Annotated in this window: 21 protein-coding genes; 11 read left to right on the forward strand and 10 right to left on the reverse strand. The window is 38.8% G+C overall.

Annotated features, from left to right (window positions below; all coding sequences use genetic code 11):
• The first annotated feature begins 48 nt into the window (after positions 1 to 48).
• From DS737_RS09905 to nfsB, 3 genes are all read left to right on the forward strand, one after another.
• Positions 49 to 558, forward strand: a complete 510-nt coding sequence (locus DS737_RS09905; protein ID WP_004638567.1) for a peptidylprolyl isomerase — start codon at positions 49 to 51, stop codon at positions 556 to 558.
• Positions 559 to 579: 21 nt separating this feature from the next.
• Positions 580 to 1,296: a UDP-2,3-diacylglucosamine diphosphatase gene (locus tag DS737_RS09910; protein ID WP_005082123.1), complete on the forward strand. Its 717-nt coding sequence runs from the start codon at positions 580 to 582 to the stop codon at positions 1,294 to 1,296.
• Between the two features lie 206 nt (positions 1,297 to 1,502).
• Positions 1,503 to 2,156, forward strand: a complete 654-nt coding sequence (gene nfsB / locus DS737_RS09915; protein WP_005082121.1) for an oxygen-insensitive NAD(P)H nitroreductase — start codon at positions 1,503 to 1,505, stop codon at positions 2,154 to 2,156.
• Positions 2,157 to 2,214: 58 nt separating this feature from the next.
• Here the strand turns inward: nfsB and DS737_RS09920 are convergent, their stop codons facing one another.
• The 7 genes from DS737_RS09920 to tsaE form a co-directional block, all read right to left on the reverse strand.
• Positions 2,215 to 2,838 carry an NAD(P)H-dependent oxidoreductase gene (locus tag DS737_RS09920; RefSeq protein ID WP_113997427.1) on the reverse strand — a complete coding sequence of 208 codons (624 nt, stop codon included), beginning with the start codon at positions 2,836 to 2,838 and terminating at the stop codon, positions 2,215 to 2,217.
• A 68-nt stretch (positions 2,839 to 2,906) separates the two neighbouring features.
• Positions 2,907 to 3,503 carry a TetR/AcrR family transcriptional regulator gene (locus tag DS737_RS09925; protein WP_113997428.1) on the reverse strand — a complete coding sequence of 199 codons (597 nt, stop codon included), beginning with the start codon at positions 3,501 to 3,503 and terminating at the stop codon, positions 2,907 to 2,909.
• Between the two features lie 34 nt (positions 3,504 to 3,537).
• The gene (locus DS737_RS09930) at positions 3,538 to 4,395 is read right to left on the reverse strand and encodes a DMT family transporter (RefSeq protein WP_005082115.1); all 858 of its coding nucleotides are present in this window, start codon (positions 4,393 to 4,395) and stop codon (positions 3,538 to 3,540) included.
• A 78-nt stretch (positions 4,396 to 4,473) separates the two neighbouring features.
• The gene (gene hfq, locus DS737_RS09935; protein WP_005090961.1) at positions 4,474 to 4,986 is read right to left on the reverse strand and encodes an RNA chaperone Hfq; all 513 of its coding nucleotides are present in this window, start codon (positions 4,984 to 4,986) and stop codon (positions 4,474 to 4,476) included.
• A gap of 90 nt (positions 4,987 to 5,076) precedes the next feature.
• Complete coding sequence (miaA, locus tag DS737_RS09940) at positions 5,077 to 6,021, reverse strand: tRNA (adenosine(37)-N6)-dimethylallyltransferase MiaA (RefSeq protein WP_113997429.1); 945 nt, start codon at positions 6,019 to 6,021, stop codon at positions 5,077 to 5,079.
• Between the two features lie 6 nt (positions 6,022 to 6,027).
• Positions 6,028 to 8,001, reverse strand: a complete 1,974-nt coding sequence (gene mutL, locus DS737_RS09945) for a DNA mismatch repair endonuclease MutL (RefSeq protein WP_113997430.1) — start codon at positions 7,999 to 8,001, stop codon at positions 6,028 to 6,030.
• The gene (tsaE, locus tag DS737_RS09950) at positions 7,991 to 8,467 is read right to left on the reverse strand and encodes a tRNA (adenosine(37)-N6)-threonylcarbamoyltransferase complex ATPase subunit type 1 TsaE (protein WP_100833542.1); all 477 of its coding nucleotides are present in this window, start codon (positions 8,465 to 8,467) and stop codon (positions 7,991 to 7,993) included. Before tsaE ends, mutL begins: the two co-directional genes overlap by 11 nt.
• Positions 8,468 to 8,584: 117 nt before the next feature.
• Here tsaE and DS737_RS09955 point away from each other — a divergent pair, with 117 nt between their 5' ends.
• The 3 genes from DS737_RS09955 to DS737_RS09965 all read left to right on the forward strand — a co-directional run bounded on the left by DS737_RS09955 (position 8,585) and on the right by DS737_RS09965 (position 10,453).
• Positions 8,585 to 9,493, forward strand: coding sequence for a pseudouridine synthase (locus DS737_RS09955; RefSeq protein ID WP_113997431.1), 909 nt, complete (start codon positions 8,585 to 8,587; stop codon positions 9,491 to 9,493).
• A 109-nt stretch (positions 9,494 to 9,602) separates the two neighbouring features.
• On the forward strand, positions 9,603 to 9,911 hold the full coding sequence (locus DS737_RS09960; protein ID WP_004638556.1) for a type II toxin-antitoxin system RelB/DinJ family antitoxin: 309 nt from the start codon (positions 9,603 to 9,605) through the stop codon (positions 9,909 to 9,911).
• 98 nt (positions 9,912 to 10,009) lie between these two features.
• Positions 10,010 to 10,453, forward strand: a complete 444-nt coding sequence (locus DS737_RS09965; protein ID WP_005082104.1) for a GNAT family N-acetyltransferase — start codon at positions 10,010 to 10,012, stop codon at positions 10,451 to 10,453.
• Between the two features lie 32 nt (positions 10,454 to 10,485).
• On the opposite strand, the gene DS737_RS09970 is transcribed toward DS737_RS09965, so the two are convergent.
• Positions 10,486 to 11,202, reverse strand: a complete 717-nt coding sequence (locus tag DS737_RS09970) for a pseudouridine synthase (RefSeq protein ID WP_113997432.1) — start codon at positions 11,200 to 11,202, stop codon at positions 10,486 to 10,488.
• 237 nt (positions 11,203 to 11,439) lie between these two features.
• Between DS737_RS09970 and DS737_RS09975 the strand changes: the two genes are divergently transcribed.
• Both DS737_RS09975 and DS737_RS09980 read left to right on the forward strand, forming a co-directional pair.
• Positions 11,440 to 11,937, forward strand: coding sequence for a hypothetical protein (locus DS737_RS09975; RefSeq protein ID WP_113997433.1), 498 nt, complete (start codon positions 11,440 to 11,442; stop codon positions 11,935 to 11,937).
• A gap of 139 nt (positions 11,938 to 12,076) precedes the next feature.
• On the forward strand, positions 12,077 to 13,078 hold the full coding sequence (locus DS737_RS09980) for an LLM class flavin-dependent oxidoreductase (protein WP_113997434.1): 1,002 nt from the start codon (positions 12,077 to 12,079) through the stop codon (positions 13,076 to 13,078).
• 143 nt (positions 13,079 to 13,221) lie between these two features.
• Here DS737_RS09980 and DS737_RS09985 read toward each other — a convergent pair whose 3' ends face one another.
• Together DS737_RS09985 and ppsR are read right to left on the reverse strand one after the other, a co-directional pair.
• A complete protein-coding gene (locus tag DS737_RS09985; RefSeq protein ID WP_430383836.1) occupies positions 13,222 to 15,309 on the reverse strand; it encodes a sensor domain-containing protein in 2,088 nt (695 codons plus the stop codon).
• A 298-nt stretch (positions 15,310 to 15,607) separates the two neighbouring features.
• Positions 15,608 to 16,444, reverse strand: coding sequence for a posphoenolpyruvate synthetase regulatory kinase/phosphorylase PpsR (gene ppsR, locus DS737_RS09990; RefSeq protein WP_004638549.1), 837 nt, complete (start codon positions 16,442 to 16,444; stop codon positions 15,608 to 15,610).
• Positions 16,445 to 16,602: 158 nt separating this feature from the next.
• On the opposite strand from ppsR, the gene ppsA reads away from it, so the two are divergent.
• The 3 genes from ppsA to cyoA all read left to right on the forward strand — a co-directional run bounded on the left by ppsA (position 16,603) and on the right by cyoA (position 21,195).
• On the forward strand, positions 16,603 to 18,981 hold the full coding sequence (gene ppsA, locus DS737_RS09995) for a phosphoenolpyruvate synthase (RefSeq protein WP_004638548.1): 2,379 nt from the start codon (positions 16,603 to 16,605) through the stop codon (positions 18,979 to 18,981).
• Between the two features lie 66 nt (positions 18,982 to 19,047).
• Complete coding sequence (locus DS737_RS10000; RefSeq protein WP_005090970.1) at positions 19,048 to 19,827, forward strand: RDD family protein; 780 nt, start codon at positions 19,048 to 19,050, stop codon at positions 19,825 to 19,827.
• Positions 19,828 to 20,124: 297 nt separating this feature from the next.
• A complete protein-coding gene (gene cyoA, locus DS737_RS10005; RefSeq protein WP_004638545.1) occupies positions 20,125 to 21,195 on the forward strand; it encodes a ubiquinol oxidase subunit II in 1,071 nt (356 codons plus the stop codon).
• Positions 21,196 to 21,197 lie beyond the last annotated feature (2 nt).

Genomic DNA, 21,197 nt, shown 5'->3' on the forward strand with positions numbered 1-21,197 from the left:
CAACCAAAAACCCATGGTCAATTTGCCCATGTTTAGGAGATTAATGTAATGAGTTTTCCTCAAGTCGAATTAAATACCAACAAAGGTCGTATTGTTCTTGAGCTTAACGCTGAAAAAGCACCAAAAACGGTTGCAAATTTCTTAGAATATGTACGTGACGGTTTCTATGACGGCGTAATTTTCCACCGTGTGATTGATGGTTTTATGATCCAAGGCGGTGGCATGGACGAAAACTTCAAAGAAAAAGCAACACGTGACTCGATCGAAAACGAAGCTGATAATGGCTTAAGCAACGATGAAGGCACAATTGCAATGGCGCGTACTCAAGCTCCGCACTCTGCATCTGCTCAATTCTTCATCAATGTAAAAAACAACTCTTTCTTAAACCACACAGGTAAAACAGCACAAGGTTGGGGTTATGCTGTATTTGGTAAAGTGGTTGAAGGTATGGACGTTGTAGCTGCGATTAAAGGTGTGCGTACTGGTAACCGTGGTTATCATGCTGATGTTCCTTTAGAGAATGTAGTTATCGAATCTGCTAAAATTATCTCTGAATAATTTTATCCAACAGGATTCTTTGTGACTTATCTGTTTATTTCAGATTTACATTTGTCACCTGATCACCCTCGACTTGTTCGAGGGTTTTTAGCTTTACTCAAAGAATATCAAACTAAAAACACCCAGCTCTATATCCTCGGTGATTGGTTTAATGCTTGGATTGGTGATGATTACACCGCCCCATGGTTAGATGAAATTATCAATGCATTACAGAAATTTTCATCTGCTGGCAATCAAGTTTACTTCCAAGTGGGCAATCGTGATTTCGCTTTAGGTCAAAAATTCTTAGATCAATTCGACGGAATTTTGCTACCTGATGTCTATAACCTCGAAATCAACCACATGAAAATTCGTCTCGAACATGGCGATGCCCTGTGTACTGACGATATTGCATACCAACGTTTCCGCAAAGTGATTCGTAATCCTGTGCTATTGGGTTTAATAAAAAGAACGCCACTCAGTTTTAGACAAAAACTGGCCAATGGTTTCCGTAAAAAAAGTAGTGAAACCAAACAACTGAAAAGCTATGACATCATGGATGTGAATGCTCAAGCAGTACAATCTGCGATCGAACAAGTTGATTATTTAATTCATGGTCATACCCATCGTCCTGAAATTCATCAAATACAAAATAAACAAAGAATTGTATTGGGCGATTGGCGCACTGATTCCGCTTGGATTCTTGAATTGAATGAACAAAAAAATTATAAAATTGATTTTAAGAAATGGTCATATTGACCCTTTACAATGTGTGATATCAACCTTGCAAAATTAAAATGTGAGGGCATTTGATTAAAAAAAACTCTTATAAAAAGTTATAAGCTTGGCTATTTCAAATCACTGACATACGATTTTAATCTATATGAAAATTCACATTTAGCTACTTTCAGAAAAATAGATATCAAGTAGAATAAATTAAATTTTTAATAGAGTAGATATGGCGAATGGATACACTCGTTACAGCAAAAACACGATATGCAACAAAAGCTTATGATGCTGAAAAGAAAATACCAAAACAACAATTTGAAAAACTTTTAGAAGTATTACGCTTTAGTCCTTCTTCTGTAAATATCCAACCATGGCATTTTATTGTCGCTGAAACAGATGCTGCAAAACAAAGAATTGCAGCAGGTTTAACAGGTAACTATATCTATAACGCGGCAAAAGTATTGAACTCTTCTCACACCATCATCTTTTGCACTCGTACTGATATTTCAACTGAATATTTGGAACAACTCCTTCAACAAGATGAGTTGAGTGGTCGCTTTAAAGATGAAACAGCAAAACAAGGTCAGCGTGACACACGCCAAGGCTATGTTGAGTTTTATCGCAATGAATTGAAAAACCTTCCAGCTTGGATGGAAAATCAAACCTATCTCGCATTAGGACAGCTACTTTTTGCAGCTGGGCTTGAGGGGATTGATGCGACCCCAATGGAAGGCTTTGACCGTAATACGATTAATCAAGAATTTGGGTTGGCCGAAAAAGGACTCAAAGCATCCGTGATTGTATCGCTAGGTTATCGCAGTGAAGCGGACTTTAATGCAAAACTTCCTAAATCACGCTTGGCAGATGAGGTTATCTTTACGCGTTTATAAATTTTAGACCAAGGGCTGTGATCTAAGCAAAATATTAGAAGATCATAGCCATATTCCATCAACACGAACTGGGCTGTTTTATATCTAAAATATCTTGATCTAATTGATTGAAAAAATCCTGTAAACCATCTGCTTGTATAAAATCGGCTCCATAAAGTATAGATGTTTGCACATCGTGAAGCCCGCAAAAACCAAATATACCTTCTACGATTTGTGTTTGTATCGCTTGAGTATAACCATGTTTATCGTAGCCAGCCTTATCCCCTGTTCCCGTTGCTATCAGTTTGACTGGGATATTTTTCAATTCACCTGTTAAGCGGCCTTGATCATCTATTTTATATGCCCAACCAAGTGTAAATACACGATCAAACCAACCTTTTAACATCGCAGGTACTGACCACCAATAAATCGGAAAAACAAAATAAACGATATCTGCCCGATCAAAGCGTGCCTGTTCAGACACGATATCAGGACCTACGACTTGCTGACCACGATAGGTCCCAAGATCAGCAATGGTAATCGCTGATTTAAAGTCTTCTTTATGTAAATCAGCAACTTCAACACTCATTCCTTGATGGGTTAAATGTTTGGCAATATGGTTCGCAATTTGATGTGATAAAGATGTAGAGTCAGGATGTGTAATGACAATCAAAGCATTTTTATATTGTTTAGAAATTGGCATGAGATTTTTCCAAGCGTTATTATAGCCTATAAGTTACCACTAGTAACTTATGTAAGCAATACTCTTGCTCATTTTTGTCTGGTATTTAAATAATCATTTAATATTAGTAAAGTTGATTTTCTCATAACACGCTGGGCTATTTCTGCATCAATCACGCCATTACTTGCAGCAACACAAATTGTTTCCATCAATCCTGTTATCGCAATGATGATGGCTTCACCTTCTTGACCTTCAAGAAAAACAAAAGGAAGAATACCCTGCTTAAAAATTTCGATAAACTCCTGCTGACATTGCACCAAATAGTTTTGCAATATATCCGTACCAGAGAGAGCAGCAATCACTAAACCAACTTCAGGACCTGTTGCAATATGAAATTTCAAACACGCGCTACAAAAAAAATGAATGGTCTGATCTAGACTCTTTGCATGTTGCGCTAATGCATCAGATAAATCATGTTTCTGCTTGTCACTAAACTCCTTATAAATCGCAATTAATAAACCTTCTTTATCAATAAAATGCCGATAAGCGATTGGTTTGGTTATCCCCGCTTGTTGCGCCAAATATCCGAGTGTAAGCGCTTCCACGCCTTCTGTACGGATAATCAAACGCGCGACTTGTAACAACTGCTGCCTACGCTGCTCTTTGGTCAGCCTTTTTTCAACCATATTTCATCTCATTAAAGAACAATTCATACTGAAGTTACATCATTGCTCTGGCTAAACAAAGAACCGCCACGATACCAGAGACCAATCCAAGCCATGTATATCCTTTTAAACGTTCTTTGAATAAAACCACGCCACTCAATACACCTAGAATAACCACTAGAATATTCATACCAGCAAAGACAATGGCAGGTGTTTCTTTAAATACCATATGCGCTTTCACATACAAAGCAATGTTGGCAAAGTTAAGCCCACCTAAAATCAGACCCATAAAGATATTTTTAGGCTGCCAATGTGGTTGGGTTACTGCAAGATAGATAATTGATAAAACAAAAGCAGCTATAAAAGTTAAATTGAGTGTGACTGCAAACTGTAAGCCTAGGCTACTGCTATATTTAAGTAATACATCAATAATCGCATAACCCGCCCAAACACTAAATAAGAACAAAGCAGATTTTAAGTTGATTGATTTATTAGAATGTTCCGTTGCTTGCCCAAATATGATTGCTAAAATTGCAACGATACCTAGAACCACACCAATTAATTTCAAATGGCTAAATTGTTCGCCAAAAATAAAATAAGCTGCTAACAAAGATAGGATTACAGCCAACCGTTGTGCGATTTCTGTTTTTAGAATTCCCGCATATTGCAATGATTTAGCCAAACACAAAAAGATACTCGGCAATAGAACAGCTAAAATAAAAATTAACCACCAAGGTGTCTGGCTGAGTGATACATGGGTAATATCAGTTTTAAACCAATAGAAACATAAAATGCTTGCACTTAAATAGTTCCATGCAATCATTTGAAAAACATCAAATCCTTTAGTTTTGAAATATTTCAATAAAATCGAAACAATGACACTACAACAGGCTGCGGCAGCAATAAGTTCCATAATATCTATTCTAGCTTTTCAATAAACAAAAAAATGCCAGTCTACGTAGAGACTGGCATCTTAAAGATCATCAATCTATTAACGATTGTTTTCGTCGTCTTGACCATCTTCAAATTTAGTTTCGCTGTCAAAACCACCTTGACTGCCAAAACCGCCTTGACCACCAAAACCGCCTTGTTGACCACCGAAGCCACCTTGACCACCGAAGCCACCTTGACCACCGAAGCCACCTTGACCACCGAAGCCGCCGCCTTGACCACCGAAGCCACCTTGACCACCGAAGCCGCCGCCTTGACCACCGAAGCCACCAGCAGCACCTTGACCACCGAAGCCACCTGTAGCGCCTTGTGCTGGGAATCCACCAGCACCTTGAGCACCAGCTGGACGTGGATTACGTGCAGGAACGACAGTAGAAATAGCATGTTTGTAAACCATTTGGCTTACAGTGTTTTTAAGCAATACAACATATTGGTCAAAAGACTCAATATGACCTTGTAGCTTGATACCGTTCACAAGGAAAATAGAAACTGGAATACGTTCTTTACGGAGAGAATTTAAGAACGGATCTTGTAAAGTTTGACCTTTAGACATTTTTAACTCCAAAAATTTTTAAATCAGCGCAAAAAAACTATCTTTATTTTTCAACTAAAAATTATAAAAAGACAGCCTGCGAATTTTGCTTTATCCCAAGAAGTTTCGCAAGTCTTCTTTCGCCTGCTTTATCGTCACGTAAGTTTTAAAATCGTGTATTTCTTGCAAAGAACGTAACCAAGTGTATTGACGTTTGGCAAGTTGCCGTGTCGCAAATAACGCTTTGTTCTCCATTTCTACTTTATTTTTGAGACTTAAGTCACTTTTTAATAAAAAATCTAAAGCTTGGCGATAACCCACAGAACGCATGGAGGGTAAACTATCATTTAAATCGTATTTTTTAATCAATTCCTCAACTTCATTTAAAAAACCAATGCTCCACATTTTGCTCAATCTTTGCTCAATGCGTTGATGTAATTCTACCCGATCAGGCATCAGTGCGTAGTTATGAAATGTGTAACGATACGGTTGATTTTTAGGCTGTTCAGCTTGTAGTTTTGTTATTGGCTCACCTGTGATTCGATAAACCTCAAGCGCACGAATAATCCGCTGTTTATCTGAAACTTTAAATTTCTCACCAGCAACTGGATCCACTTCAACCAATTCGTCATAAACAGATTGCCAACCTTCTGTTTCTGCTTTTGCCACAATTGCATCACGGATCACTTGATCCGCATTCGGTAAATTATCAGCAAGTCCCTCAAGCAAAGCTTTAAAATACAGCATCGTTCCACCGACTAAAATCGGTGTTTTACCACGGACATGCATATCGTCAATGAGGGGGCAAACATCTTCAACAAATTGAGCAGCTGAATACACCTCCAATGGTGTAATAATATCAATCAGATGATGAGGATATTGCGCTTGTTCTTCTTGAGTCGGCTTTGCAGTACCAATATCCATATCTTTATAAACTAAAGCTGAGTCAACAGAAATAAGTTCATAATGACCACGCTCATAGAGTTCACATGCCAATGCAGTTTTACCACTTGCGGTAGGCCCCATTAAATTGATGACGGGCAATTGATTCGACATGTAAAACTACTCTCCTCGAGCAAATAATTTATCTAATTGGTGAAGTGGAAATGCGCGCCAAGTCGGACGGCCATGATTACATTGACTTGCAAATTCAGTTTGCTCCATTTGACGTAATAGAGCATTCATTTCAGACAAACTTAATTGACGATGAGCACGTACCGCCCCATGACATGCCATACCTGCCAAGAGCTCATCCCGTTTTTGTAATAAGCCACGTGCTTCATCATTTGGATCCAAATCATTAAGCAATTCTGGAATCAAATTTGAAAAATCAGCTTTATGCAAAATCGCAGGAACACCTCGTACAATCACTTGCTCATCGCCATACTGATCTATTTCAAGCCCCAAACGTTGTAACTGTGGCTGTAACTCTTCTATGCGTGTTGCTTGCATACGAGTAATTGATACCACTTTAGGAATCAGCAATTGCTGAGACACCCAAAATTCGGGTTTATCCCATGCGGCTTTCATTTGTTGCAATAAGATCCTTTCATGCGCGGCATGCATATCAACAATAATCAAACCTTCTGTATTTTGCGCCAAGATATAAATGCCATGTAATTGTGCAATTGCAATACCGAGCGGAAACTCATCTACTCGTGACTGTGCTACATCACGATCAACTGTATCATTGCCACTATCAAAAGCTGTTATCGGAACGTCCGACTCTCTTAAAGGCGCTAAATAAGTTTTAAGTGCGTTATTGAGTTGACCTGAACCATTATATCGAGGCTGCTGTGATTGACCTGAATTGTAATGAACCGCTTGAGGGCGACTTTGATTAAATTCAGTGAACAGCTCAGTTGATATATCTGTTTGTTGATCTGATAACGGCTCGGTTAGAACAGCTTTGTGTAAATTAAATTGTTCTTGGTATTTCGGCTGCGGTTGGTATTGTGTCGCTTGATGATCAGTTTCATCAACTTTCATCGCTTGAGCTAAATCAGCACTAGCCGTTTGAAATTGTGATAACGTCGCTTTGGCGTAATGACGTACGAACTCATGTACTTCACGTTGATTCAAAAAACGAATCTCGTGCTTCGTTGGATGTACATTCACATCAATATTTTCAGGATCAACTTCTAAAAACAACAAATAAGAAGAATGTTGATGTCCATGCAAGATACCCTCATAGGCCATACGCAATGCATGTGAAATGGTTTTATCTTTGACAATACGACCATTGACATACACATATTGCAAATCTGCTTGAGCACGTGCATCAGATGGATGACCCAACCATCCAGACAACCGCATATTGACACTTTCAGCATCAATCCAATACGCATTTTGAATAAACTGCTGGCCTAATAACTGCTGAACACGTTGATAACGTAACTCACCACTATCAGCAACTGGCAGATTTAACCGAATGTTGTCGTTATGCTCAAGTACGAAACGAATCTCAAAATGAGTCAAAGCCAAACGGCGTACAATTTCTTCTATATGACCAAACTCAGTACTCGGCTTTTTTAAGAATTTACGTCGAGCGGGTACATTAAAAAATAAATCCTGTACACGGATGTGAGTGCCTTTTTGTGCGGCCACAGCTTGAATTTGTTGATGATCAAATGCGGTTCCATTCACCTCGACTTGATAACCAACACCTTGCTCATCTTGGCTACTGGTTAAAGTCAGACGAGAAACGGCAGCAATAGAAGCGAGAGCTTCCCCACGGAATCCCAAACTGACAATTGCATGCAAATCATCTGCGGTTTGAATTTTACTCGTTGCATGACGCATTACCGCCAAAGGTAAATCTTCAGGATGAATACCATTCCCATTGTCGATAATCTCAATCAATGTGGCACCACCTTGCGAAACACGAATAATCAGCTCTGTTGCACCAGCATCAATTGAGTTTTCTAATAATTCTTTTACTACAGATGAAGGACGTTCAATTACCTCACCTGCGGCAATTTGGTTCGCTAGTGCGGCATCAAGAGTATGAATACGACGTATTGAATCATGCACCATGCAATTGTTCCTGCAAAGTTTCGGCTAGCTGCTGTGAATTTACATTTAATGTCACAAAACGAGTTAATTCATCATCTGATTTTTGGATATCAATCACAACATCCGGCTTAGGAATTTCATTGCCACCTTTTGATGGCCATTCAAATAAAAATAACGCATCTGGTGTTTCCAAATAGTCACGAATCCCCATTAACTCTAGTTCATAAGGATCATCTAAGCGATATAAATCAAAGTGAAAAATTTCTTTGCCTTGTATGGTATAAGGCTCTACCAAAGTATAGGTTGGACTCTTTACCGAGCCTTGGTGTCCAAGACTTTGTAAGAAATAACGGGTGAATGTAGTTTTACCTGCTCCCAAATCACCAATTAAATAAATAATGCCTGAATGCACCAGCTGAGAAAGTATCTGTGCAAAACGTTGAGTGTCTTGTTCATGATTTAAAGTAAATTTCACTGAATACAACATGGCAATCAAAACAAAATTGGAATGACGGCTATGATAACATTGCCATGAATTAAAGCCTAATCAACTAGATTGAAACTGGCTTATTTTACTCCGCTTAGATTAGGTTAATTTTGTTGTATGAAGTCCATGTTTGAATTTACTCCTCCTTTAATTGACGGTGTCAGTGCGAGTAAAGTCTTTTTACCGCACGGTATCACCATAAGCACAATTTTCGAATATCTATGCCAACATTTTGAGCACATTAAAATTGAAGAATGGCAACAACGCTTTGATGATGGATTAATATATTCAGCCGATGGTAAAAAATTAAAATCAGATAGCCCCTATACCCCCAATACACATATTTTTTACTACCGCTTTCTTGCTCACGAAGTACATGTGCCATTTCAACATGAAATCTTATTTGAAAATGAAGATTTACTCGTTGTCGATAAACCACATTTCCTGACGATGTCTCCAACAGGTCAATACGTTCAAGAAACATTATTGGTAAGACTAAAAAAACAAACGGGATATGCTGAACTAACACCAATACATCGACTTGATCGTGAAACAGCAGGTGTGGTTTTATTCTGTAAAAAAGCAAGTGCAAGAGGAATTTATCAGCAGCTTTTTGCTGAAAGAAAAGTGCAAAAAATCTACCATGCAATTGCAGCTTATTGCCCTGAATTACATTTCCCACAAACGGTAAAGCTACATTTAGAAAAAGGCTTGCCTTTTTACACCATGCAAGTCAATTTAGAAAAACCAAGTAATACTGAAACTTTGATTGAGCTGTTAGAGCACAATAAATCCCACGCAAAATACTTACTTAAGCCTCAAACAGGTAAGCAACATCAATTACGAGTCCACCTGAACTATTTAGGTATTCCCATTCTAAATGATGAGTTTTATCCTGATATCGCGCACAAATCGAGTGATGATTTCTCTAGCCCTTTACAGCTACTTGCAAAGGAAATCTTTTTCAATGATCCAGTCTCAAAACAAGAAATGCACTTCAACTCCAAGCTTGAATTGACATTGTAGATACATCGTAATGACAAAAATTCTATATTTTCACTTCAAAAATATTGAAATTACATTGTGATCGTTTAAAATACATGACGATAACTAAAAATATTTGGTCTTATTCTTCATGCGAAAAACAGAAGTTTATCAGGTTCGACTTGATTCTCAGGAAAAGAAGCAAGCTTTTGCTGTCTTTAAACAACTTGGCATATCCCCTGCCCAAGCAGTGCGTCTTTTTTTCAAACAGGTTGTTCTTACAAAATCGATTCCCTTTGCAATCGAAAACCAAAATATAAACATGGAACAACTACTTAAATTGCGTAAATCGAAGGCTGCAGCCTCAAATGAGAATCAACCAAGCATAGATGTTGAAGATGATCATGAGGATTTATTTGAAGAGTTGAATGCGCTTTTAGGGGAAAGTGACAAAACTTAACAATGTTGCATTTATACACAAGTTTTTATTTTTTAAGCTGATTCTTTTTCGCTATTCTGTCATTCCGAATAAAACTATAAACTCAAGGATGGATAGGAATGATCGTAAAGAGAGCGGCGAAAGAAGATCTTCATCAACTTGCAGTTTTATTTGATGAATATCGCCAATTCTACGGTGCCTCATCAAATGTTGCGCAATCTTATCAATTTTTAAATCATCGCTTTGAGAATAAAGACAGCGTTATTTTCATTCATGTAAAAGATGAGATTTTTACAGGATTTGTTCTTCTTTACCAAGCTTTCTCATCAGTATCTTGCGAAACCTACTATATATTAGATGATGTTTACGTCACGCCAAGCTTTAGAAAACAAGGCTCAGCCAAACAACTGATTGACACTGCAATTTTATTTGCACGGCATGAAAATGCCCAACGTATTAGTTTGGAAACCCAACGTAATAACTACCAGTCGCATCAGCTTTATGAAAAAATGGGTTTTATTCATGATGATGAGTTTAAGACTTTCCATTGTTTTCTGAAATAAAAATGCTCTAAACGTTACCGTTAATACGAAATTTATTCTGTCTCAAGCGGAATATTTTGACTTAGTTGCTTTTGTTCAAGCGTTAAATAATCCCAATGCCCTTCCTCTAAATTTGGTAACTCAAGCAAGCCAATCTGTTGCCGATGTAAACGTTCAACTTTATTTCCTACTGCTGCAATCATTCTCTTGACTTGATGATAAACACCTTGATGAATCGTCATTGCAAGTTGGCGCTCTGAAATCAGCTTAATATCTGTCGCTGCGTAAATACCCTTTTCATTACGTAACTCTACCCCCAGCTCTAATTGTTGCTTTTGTTCAGTTGTCACTGGGTCAGCCGTGGAAACATAATAGACCTTCGGAACGTGTTTCTTTGGATGAGTCAATGCCTGTAAATATTGACCATCATCAGTCAAAAGTAGAAGTCCCGTCGTATCCTGATCCAATCGCCCTACACACTGCACACCACGATGAATGAAAATCTCAGGGAGTAAACTAAATACGCTTTTATGATGGGTTGCCTGATGAGAACATTCATAACCTTGGGGTTTATAAAGAACGATATAAATATGTTCTCGATATTGATATTGTTCACCAAAAACTTGGAAACTCAAATCCTCTGTACTAAAGTTCTGTTTAGGATGATCACAAATCTGATTATCTATGCTAACAGCCCCATTTTTTATCAGCTGCTGACAATACTTACGCGAACCAAAGCCTTGTGATTGCAGAATTTTTTCCAGCAACATAATAGAATCCAAATCAAACTTGTAGTTATTGTACTTGATTCTTTTTCCTTCCGTTGCTTAGTTTCTGTTCATCAACATTTATTCATAATTGATCCATTTGTAAAACAACGCATACAAAACCCTCAACAAACGCCATCAATCTAATGAAACTGCTCCATACTTTCTGACAAGTGTCTTGTTAAATTTGTCTCAAGTTAAAAGAATATTGTCCATGCAATGAGGACAAGGAGCTTCAGAATGAAATCAAATACTTGGTTATGTAGTATTTTTTTTGCAGCAACATCTATGGTGACTGTTGCGCATGCAGATAATACAACGCGTGTAGCTGCTACATCTGCTCTAGGAAGCGTTGTCGGTACAGCAGTCGGCAAAGAACTTGGTGGTCACACAGGTGCAATGATTGGCTCTGCAATCGGTGGCGCTGGTGGCGCTGCTGCTTCTAGCAATAAACGTAATCGGACTGAGGCAGCCATCGGTGGGGGCTTAGGCGGAGTTGGCGGCTACACTGTGGGTAATAACATGGGTGGTGCTAACGGTGGATATATTGGTGCAGCGCTGGGCGCAGCAGGTGGTGCTGCGTTAGGTAATAAAGTTGCTCAAGATCGAGATGCCGATCGTCGCTATGACCGCCGCTACGACAATCGCCGTTCATATGATAATCGTCGCCATTATAAATCGAACAAAAAATATCGTCACGATAATGGACTACATCGTGGTTGGTATAAAAATCGATAAATCTATTTTTGATACCTCCTTAGCACCTTCGGGTGCTTTTTTTGATTTTAACAATAGATACAAATAAATCGATAAAATCCGATATACAAACCCCATCTATATATCGTATTATTTCGATATATAAGATTGAGTATCTAAAATGAAATCATTAAAAGAGATCAAATTCTCTATTTTAGAATTAGCTCCCGTACGAGATAATCAAAGTATTGAATTTTCCTTACGTCATGCATTGGAATTGGCACAGCATGCTGAAAAGCTGGGCTATGAACGTTTTTGGCTTGCTGAGCATCATAATATGGATGGCATTGCCAGTTCCGCAACTGCTGTCTTATTGGGTTTCATTGCAGCACACACTCAGAAAATCCGACTAGGATCAGGTGGCATCATGCTCCCAAATCATGCCCCACTAGTCGTCGCAGAACAATTTGGCACTTTAGCAACACTCTACCCAAATCGCTTTGAACTTGGCTTAGGTCGTGCTCCTGGTACCGACCCTGTTACGATGCGTGCATTGCGCCGCGGCCGTCAAGAAACTGAAGATCAGTTCCCTCAAGACGTCCTTGAAATTCTACAATATTTTAAAGAACCTGCACCCAATCAAAAAATTGTTGCGACCCCAGGACAAAATACACAAGTACCTGTGTGGTTATTGGGTTCAAGCTTATTTAGTGCACAGCTTGCTGCAAAACTCGGTCTTCCCTATTCTTTTGCCTCACATTTCGCACCTAGAATGCTCGCTCAAGCAATCGACATCTATCGTGAAAACTTCCAAGCTTCAGAATATTTGGATCGACCTTATGTGTCTATGGGAATACCAACTGTTGTGGCGACAACAGATGATGAGGCAAAATTTTTAGCCACCAGCTCATATCAAAGAATATTAAATCTAATTCGAGGTCACAGCCTTAAACTTAAGGCTCCAGTTGAATCTACGGATGGCCTTGCGAGTAGTGCTGAGCAATTAGCAATTCAGAACTTTTATGCAATGGCCCAAATTGGTTCTCAAGACACTGTCAAAGCTGGGCTCAATGAAATTGCCACTCAATATGACGTAGATGAATTTATTTTTACATGTGACATTTACGACACACAAAAACGCTTAGATAATTTTAGTTTATTGATGGATCTAAAAAATCAGTAATACTCAAGATAAAACCATTAAGGCTTATTTTATATAAGTCTTAATGATCCATAAGCCCAAGAGCACCAAAGGTCTATGAATATTTCAATCATGGCTTGCCTATAGACAGAAATGGCTTAAGGAAATGTAGTTCATCGCAATCCTTAATAAAGACGCACCCCACGTTTCATCATATGGGTTGCCTGTTGCGCATTCACAGCACGACTAAATAAATAACCCTGTCCTATTGAACACCCAAACTGCTTTAGTAATTCTAATTGTTCTGAGTTTTCAATACCTTCTGCAACGATATCCAACGCTAACTTTGGTCCCAACGCAATAATAGCTTGAACAATAGCTAAAATCGCCTCATCCCCATTCATTTGACGAATAAATTCACAATCAATTTTTAAACAATCAACTGGATAGTCTCTCAATCGCGTTAGTGAAGAGTGCCCAGTTCCAAAGTCATCCAGTGCAATCTTAACACCTTGTTGTTTGAGCAAGTTTAAAGCCCTGATTACATAGTCTGAACCACGGTCATCCAGAATATGTTCTGTGATTTCTATTTCAACCAAATGATGCGGGATCTTGTAGAGGTTCAAACGTTGCAATAGACGTTCAGCATAATTATCCTTGAGAAATTCAACAGGTGCGGCATTAATCGAAATTGGAACTACCGCCAATCCTTGCTCAAGCCACATAGCAATATTTTTAAAAACTTTATTTTGGATTGCATCGCTAATTCTTGTCGCTAATACATAATCTTGAAAAGCTTGTTCAATATGACAAGGCGAATGGATGTGCTTGTCATCTGTTTGCCAACGCAATAGGGCTTCAAATCCGACAACTTTTCCGTCTGATAAACGTACCTTGGGTTGATAGAATGGAACCATCAAATCATCACGAATGATATGACGCGCTTGGTTGAGTTGTACTGCAATGTTTTGCGCCGCAATCTCCATCTGTTGATTAAACATACGGAAACCGCCTCTTCCTGTCGCTTTTAAATCATTCAAGGCAGTATCCGCACATTTCATTAAGTTTGAGGAGTCTTTTGCATCTCTCGGATATATCGCACAACCAATGCTCATACTGCCATTAATTAAATTTCCAGCATAAGTGATCGGTGCATCGAGTTGCCGACTAACATCTATTGCTATTTTTTCAAGCTCTTGTTCATGCTCTATTCCATTCACTAGAATTGCAAATTCATCACCACCTAAACGCGCTACAAAAGTATTTTCTGGCAAAGTGTTTTCTATTCTCTTTGATAAAATACGCAGTAAATGATCCCCAGCCGCATGTCCAAGTGTATCGTTGACATGCTTAAAATAATCTAAGTCTAATAAGATCAAGCCCAGAAATTTTTCACTCTTTTTATGTCTTTGCAATGCGCGTTTAAGTTGTAGCTTAAAGAAACGACGATTATAAAGTCCTGTTAACTCATCAAGCTCACTGGAGATACGCAATTGAATTTCAGTTTGTCTTTGCGCTGTCACATCACGTGACATACACAAGATCTGCACGATTTGACCTTTATCATTTAATATCGGCGTAAGTAAATTATCCCAGTATTGCTTATTTTCCCCTTCACCACTCATACCTCGAAAACGTGCTGTTTTACCTTTAAGTACCATTTTCAAAGCATAATTAGCTTTAGAGCGGATTTCAGGTGCTAATAGCTCAGTCCATTTCATACCAAAGCGATGATTGTTCTCAGGAATATTAAGCGCGATACATCCCGTTCTATTGACATGTAATAGATAGCCATCTAAATCTAATAACTTGATACAGTCCACACTATTATCAAGCATATTGGTCTGTGCATTTATACACTGCACTAAATTATGTTGGTATTGTTTTGTTTCATGAATATCGACACTATTGATGAACCAATGCGCTTGCCCACTCTGATCAGCCTCTACAAATTTTGCTGATAATAAAAACCAGCGATAAGCACCAGACTGATGTCGCAAGCGACACTCAACCTGAAAAGGCGCTTTAGTAGCAAATGCCTGTCGCCATTCTTTTTGAAAGACAGCAATATCTTCAAAATGAAGCAAGTCCATCCAATTATTTTGGAATTTTTGAAATTCATTTATCCCGATATACTCTTGACTGACCTTATTAAAAAAATAAGCATCACCTTGGTCTGAGAGCAACCAAACTAGACTCGGTATATGATTAAAAACGTTTTGCTGGACTTCGTTCATTTGATGGTTTGATTGAAAAGTTAAAGCCGAATTCACATGCTTCTTAAGTAACTTTACTGGTTTTGCATCTAAACAGGACTCTTTACTTAAAGATGCTCAGTTGCAACAAAAACCATATACCACCAATAGCAAAAGTGAGATTTGTATCACAATATTTTAACACAAATGTGCATAAACTTACATAGCGAAGCGTATTTTATGTTAACTGGGTTTTGTTATTCAACATCAATTATTTAATTTTAATTCGCTATCTATTTCAAATTTAACTGCATAAATCACAACAAAAAAAATATAAAAGGCTACTTCCTTTAGATCAGTCAGTAGCCATAATCAACTAACCAATACGACGTTTCAGACCTGTCATCTGTAAAACTCGTGTAGAGATCTCTTCAATTGACATCTCAGTAACATTTAAGTATTTGATCCCTTCAGAAATATAAATCCCTTCTATCGCACGTAACTCCATTTGACACTGGCTAAAACTTGCATAGCGACTATTCGCTTTCCGTTCATTGCGGATGGCCACTAAACGCTCCGCATCAATCATCAGTCCAAACAACTTATTCTTGTGTTCTCTTAGAATTTTTGGTAAGCGGTTGTCATCCAAATCCTCTTCAGTGAGTGGATAGTTTGCTACTCGTATCCCAAATTGTAATGATAGATAAATTGATGTTGGCGTTTTTCCTGAACGAGAAACACCAATTAAAATAATATCTGCTTTGTCATAATGGCGTGTACGCGCCCCATCATCATTGTCTAATGCGAAATGTACTGCATCAATGCGTGCTTTATAATACTCTGAATCTGTTACCGCATGCGTTTGTCCAACCAATGTTGTTGGTGGTGTACCTAACTCCTGTTCAAGCTTGCTAATTAGCCCTTCAAAAACATCCAAATTTACGGCTTTGGCAGTATTAATAATTTCACGAACATGAGGATCAACCAAAGTATCAAAAACCAGTGGTAATGAACCATCACGACTTTGACAAGCGTTGATCTCCACAGCAACATTCATTGCAGCTTCTTCAGTCGTGATATACGGCATAATATGAATATCAAAATCGACATTTGGAAATTGTGCAAGTAGTGAATGTCCAAGGGTTTCTGCAGTAATCGCGGTACCATCTGAAATAAAAAATACGCTCCGTTTAATTTGTTTACTTTCGGGCATCAAAATTCTCCTTAAACATTTGTCTTAGTGCTCTATAATCTTTATAGTAAACTCATCTAACATGACTGTCGCTTAGTAAAACGCTAAATCTAAGCACATTCGTATAATTTCATACCAATGATGGTCATTCATACTGCAAAAAAAGTGGAGTAAATACTTTGGAAGCGCGCGTAATCGGTCTGGAAAAATTAGGAAAACACGATGTCGAACTCGTAGGTGGGAAAAACTCATCTTTGGGTGAAATGATCAGCCATTTATCCAATGCTGGTGTATCGGTACCTGGTGGTTTTGCTACAACTGCAGCTGCCTATCGTGAGTTCTTGGATCAAAGCGGCTTAAATGCTCGAATTCAGGCTGAACTTGCACAACTTAATGTTGATGATGTTATCGCGCTTGCTGAAACAGGTGCAAAAATCCGCAAATGGATTGTTGATACACCACTTACAGAAACATTAGAACAAGAAATTCGTGAAGCATTTACAGCACTTTCAAACGGTAATCCAGACATCGCTGTTGCTGTACGTTCTTCTGCAACCGCAGAAGATTTACCTGACGCGTCTTTTGCAGGCCAACAAGAAACTTTCTTAAACATTCGCGGTATTGATAATATTCTGATTGCAATTAAAGAGGTTTTTGCTTCTTTATACAATGACCGTGCAATCGCTTATCGTGTACACCAAGGTTTTGAACATAGTGTTGTAGCCCTTTCTGCTGGCGTCCAACGTATGGTTCGTTCTGAAACTGGCGCTGCGGGTGTTATGTTCACACTTGATACAGAATCAGGTTTCCGTGATGTGGTATTCATTACCGCATCTTACGGTTTGGGTGAAATGGTTGTACAAGGTGCAGTAAACCCTGACGAATTCTATTTATCAAAACCGCTTTTAAATGCTGGTAAACACTCTGTTCTACGCCGTAATCTTGGTTCAAAACACCAGAAAATGATTTACGGTGAAGAAGGTTCTGCTGGTAAATCAGTTGTTGTTGTCGATGTTGAAAAACCTGAGCGCCAACAATTTGCATTAAATGATCATGAATTACATGAGCTTGCAAAACAAGCCTTAATCATCGAACAACATTACGGTGCTCCAATGGACATCGAATGGGCAAAAGATGGTGATGATGGTCAAATCTATATCGTTCAAGCACGTCCTGAGACTGTAAAAAGCCGTCAGAATGTGGGCACAATGGAACGCTACCTATTAAAACAACGTGGTACAGTAGTTTGTGAAGGCCGTTCAATTGGACAACGTATTGGTTCGGGTAAAGTACGTGTTGTAACCTCAATCAAAGAAATGGATAAGGTACAAGACGGTGACGTACTTGTGTCGGATATGACTGACCCAGATTGGGAACCAGTAATGAAACGTGCTGCAGCCATTGTGACTAACCGTGGTGGTCGTACATGCCACGCAGCAATTATTGCACGTGAGCTTGGTGTGCCTGCGATTGTCGGTTGTGGCAACGCTACAGAAGTACTCACTGACGGACAAGAGGTGACTGTATCTTGTGCTGAAGGAGATACAGGTTTTATTTATGAAGGTTCGTTAGACTTTGAAGTTCAACGTAACTCCATTCACTCTATGCCATCATTACCGTTCAAAATTATGATGAACGTGGGTAACCCTGACCGTGCATTTGACTTTGCTCAAATTCCAAATGAAGGGATCGGACTTGCACGTCTTGAGTTCATTATTAACCGTATGATTGGTGTACACCCGAAAGCATTGTTAAACATCGAGAGCCTTCCTCGTGAAACACGTGCAGCGGTTATGACACGCACTGCTGGCTATTCATCTCCTATCGAGTTTTATGTAGAAAAGTTAGTTGAAGGTATTTCAACTCTCGCTGCGGCATTTGCAGAAAAGCCTGTGATTGTTCGTATGTCTGACTTCAAATCGAATGAATATGCCAATTTAATCGGTGGTAAATTATACGAACCAGAAGAAGAAAACCCAATGTTGGGTTTCCGTGGTGCAAGCCGTTACGTATCTGACAATTTCCGTGACTGTTTTGAACTTGAATGCCGTGCGTTGAAAAAAGTTCGTGATGAAATGGGCTTAACCAACGTTCAAATTATGATTCCTTTTGTTCGTACCGTTTCTGAAGCAAAACGTGTTATCGAACTCCTTGCTCAAAACGGTTTAAAACGTGGTGAGAACGGCTTAAAAGTGATCATGATGTGTGAGTTGCCAACCAATGCGTTATTGGCAGAACAATTCCTTGAACACTTCGATGGCTTCTCAATTGGTTCAAACGATTTAACACAGCTTACACTTGGCCTAGACCGCGATTCTGGTATCGTTTCTCACTTATTTGACGAACGTGATCCTGCTGTGAAAGCTTTGTTATCGATGGCAATTCATGCTTGTCGTAAAGCAGGAAAATATGTAGGTATCTGTGGTCAAGGCCCTTCTGATCACCCTGATCTTGCAAAATGGCTCATGGAACAAGGTATTGAGTCTGTGTCACTTAACCCTGACTCAGTTCTAGATACTTGGTTCTTCTTGGCTGAAGAAAAAATCAAGCAAGCTTAACTATTATTTTAAAAGACCCCCTAGGTGGGGTCTTTTTTCATCATTTGTGATAGAGATTTAGAACATATGCAAATTTACTTGGCACGTAATAATCAACAAGCTGGTCCATACACACTAGAACAAGTCAATCAAATGCTTGCAAGCCAACAAGTTCTACTTACTGATCTTGCTTGGCATGAAGGTATGAGTGAATGGAAAACGCTCGGTGAGTTAACCCAAGGAAAACTTGTGTATGAACCAATCGGTCATACATCAACTCCATTTCCATCACCACAGCCTACCGAGACTGTATCTGCTACACAACAATACCAAGCAAAAACCTCAGCAGAGGAAACAAAAACTGTCGAGCTTGCATCAATTGGCTCACGAGCTTTTGCTAAAGCAATCGACTTTATGTTGTGGCTTCCAATTGCAATGATTCCATCATTCTATTTTACTGAAGAGCAGCACGGACAGCTTGCTGATATTCAAAAACAAATGCAGGCGGCTGAATTTGCTTCTGCCAAAGCGGCTGAATTGCAACAACAAATCTTTCAGCTTATCCCTCCTGAAGCATGGCAAAGCATGATGATTTACATTGTCGTTATGCTCATGGTTCAAGCATATTTCATTGCTAAATCTGGTCAGAGTATCGGCAAAAAATTAACTCGTATCAAAATTGTGGATGTAGAAAATAATAATCAAGTTAGCCTCATTCGTGCTTTTTGGCTTCGTAGTGTTGTTTTTATTATCCTAAATTTGCTGCTAGTTCCAATCATTACCATCATTGATTATGCTTTTGCAATCAGCTCAAACCGACAAACTTTGCACGATAAGTTCGCAAAAACCAAAGTGATTAAGCAATAATTACAAATCGATAAAGAAAAGAGGATTTATTCCTCTTTTCTTTATATTAAGCTGATATTTATAGAAAAAGCATATAGCCAAATAACAATCCTTACAAAATAAATCGGGTTTTAAAACAAGCATTTCAGACCACTTTATCAGTAGCTTAGTTTTTCAATATGAGGCATAATGCCCAACAACGTAGCGGTGTCGCATGATTGCTAAGCATTTCACAAAAAATTCTTATCATTCATGCGACACTTTAATCGCTATCCCATAATTTAATTAGGGAATGGGACTCTTCACCGAGGTTGTAAAATGAGACAAACGATTTTAGCTGTATTGTCTTTATCAACGCTTGCTGTGCTCTTAACCGGGTGCGGTGGTGATATGGTACTTCTAAACAATAAAGGTCCAGTTGGTCAAGGTCAAAGTAGCCTAATGATGACTGCGATCTATCTCATGCTATTGGTGGTTATTCCATCAATTGTTATGGCATTGTGGTTTGGTTGGAAATATCGCGCGTCGAATAAAGATGCAGACTATAAACCTACATGGGCACACTCTACAGCAATTGAAATTGTTGTTTGGGGTATTCCTGTCATTATTATTGGTATTTTAGCTTGGTTAACTTGGTGGGGTTCCCACAAGTACGACCCTTACCGTCCGTTAGAGTCTGATAAAGCTCCATTAACGATTCAAGTTATTGCTGAACAGTTTAAATGGATCTTTATCTATCCTGAGCAAAACATTGCAACGGTAAATGAAGTACGCTTCCCAGAACAAACGCCTGTAAGCTTTAAGATTACATCTAACTTCACAATGAATTCATTCTTCATTCCACAGTTAGGTGGTCAAATCTATGCCATGGCAGGTATGCAAACTCACCTCCATCTATTGGCAGATGAACCTGGTGTATTCCGTGGTATCTCAGCAAACTATTCAGGCTACGGTTTCTCTCAAATGCGCTTTAAAGCACATAGTGTAACTGATGCTGAATTTGCACAATGGGTAGAAGCTGTTAAATCGGGTCAAGGTAATACCGTTGTAGTTGACGAAAATGGCACTACAGCTATTCAAAAAGGTACGCTTGATCAAGCTGAATTAGCAACGCTTAAAGATGGCAATCGTTCTAAACATCAGATCGACGCACTTGTAGCAAGAGCAAAGACTCCAGAAGAAAAGAAAGCGGCTGAAGAAATGAAGCCTTATCCAACTGAGCCACATGCTGTGACTTATTATTCTTCAGTTGAGCCTAAATTGTTCGAATCTGTTATCAATCATTACATGAGCAACTATCATGGTGCAGACCACTCAGCGTCAACTGAGCATGCAACTGAAGCGACTCATACTAATGATGAACATGCCACAGCTTCTGCAGAGGAATAAGA

The sequence above is a fragment of the Acinetobacter haemolyticus genome (assembly GCF_003323815.1).
GTDB classification, from domain to species: domain Bacteria; phylum Pseudomonadota; class Gammaproteobacteria; order Pseudomonadales; family Moraxellaceae; genus Acinetobacter; species Acinetobacter haemolyticus.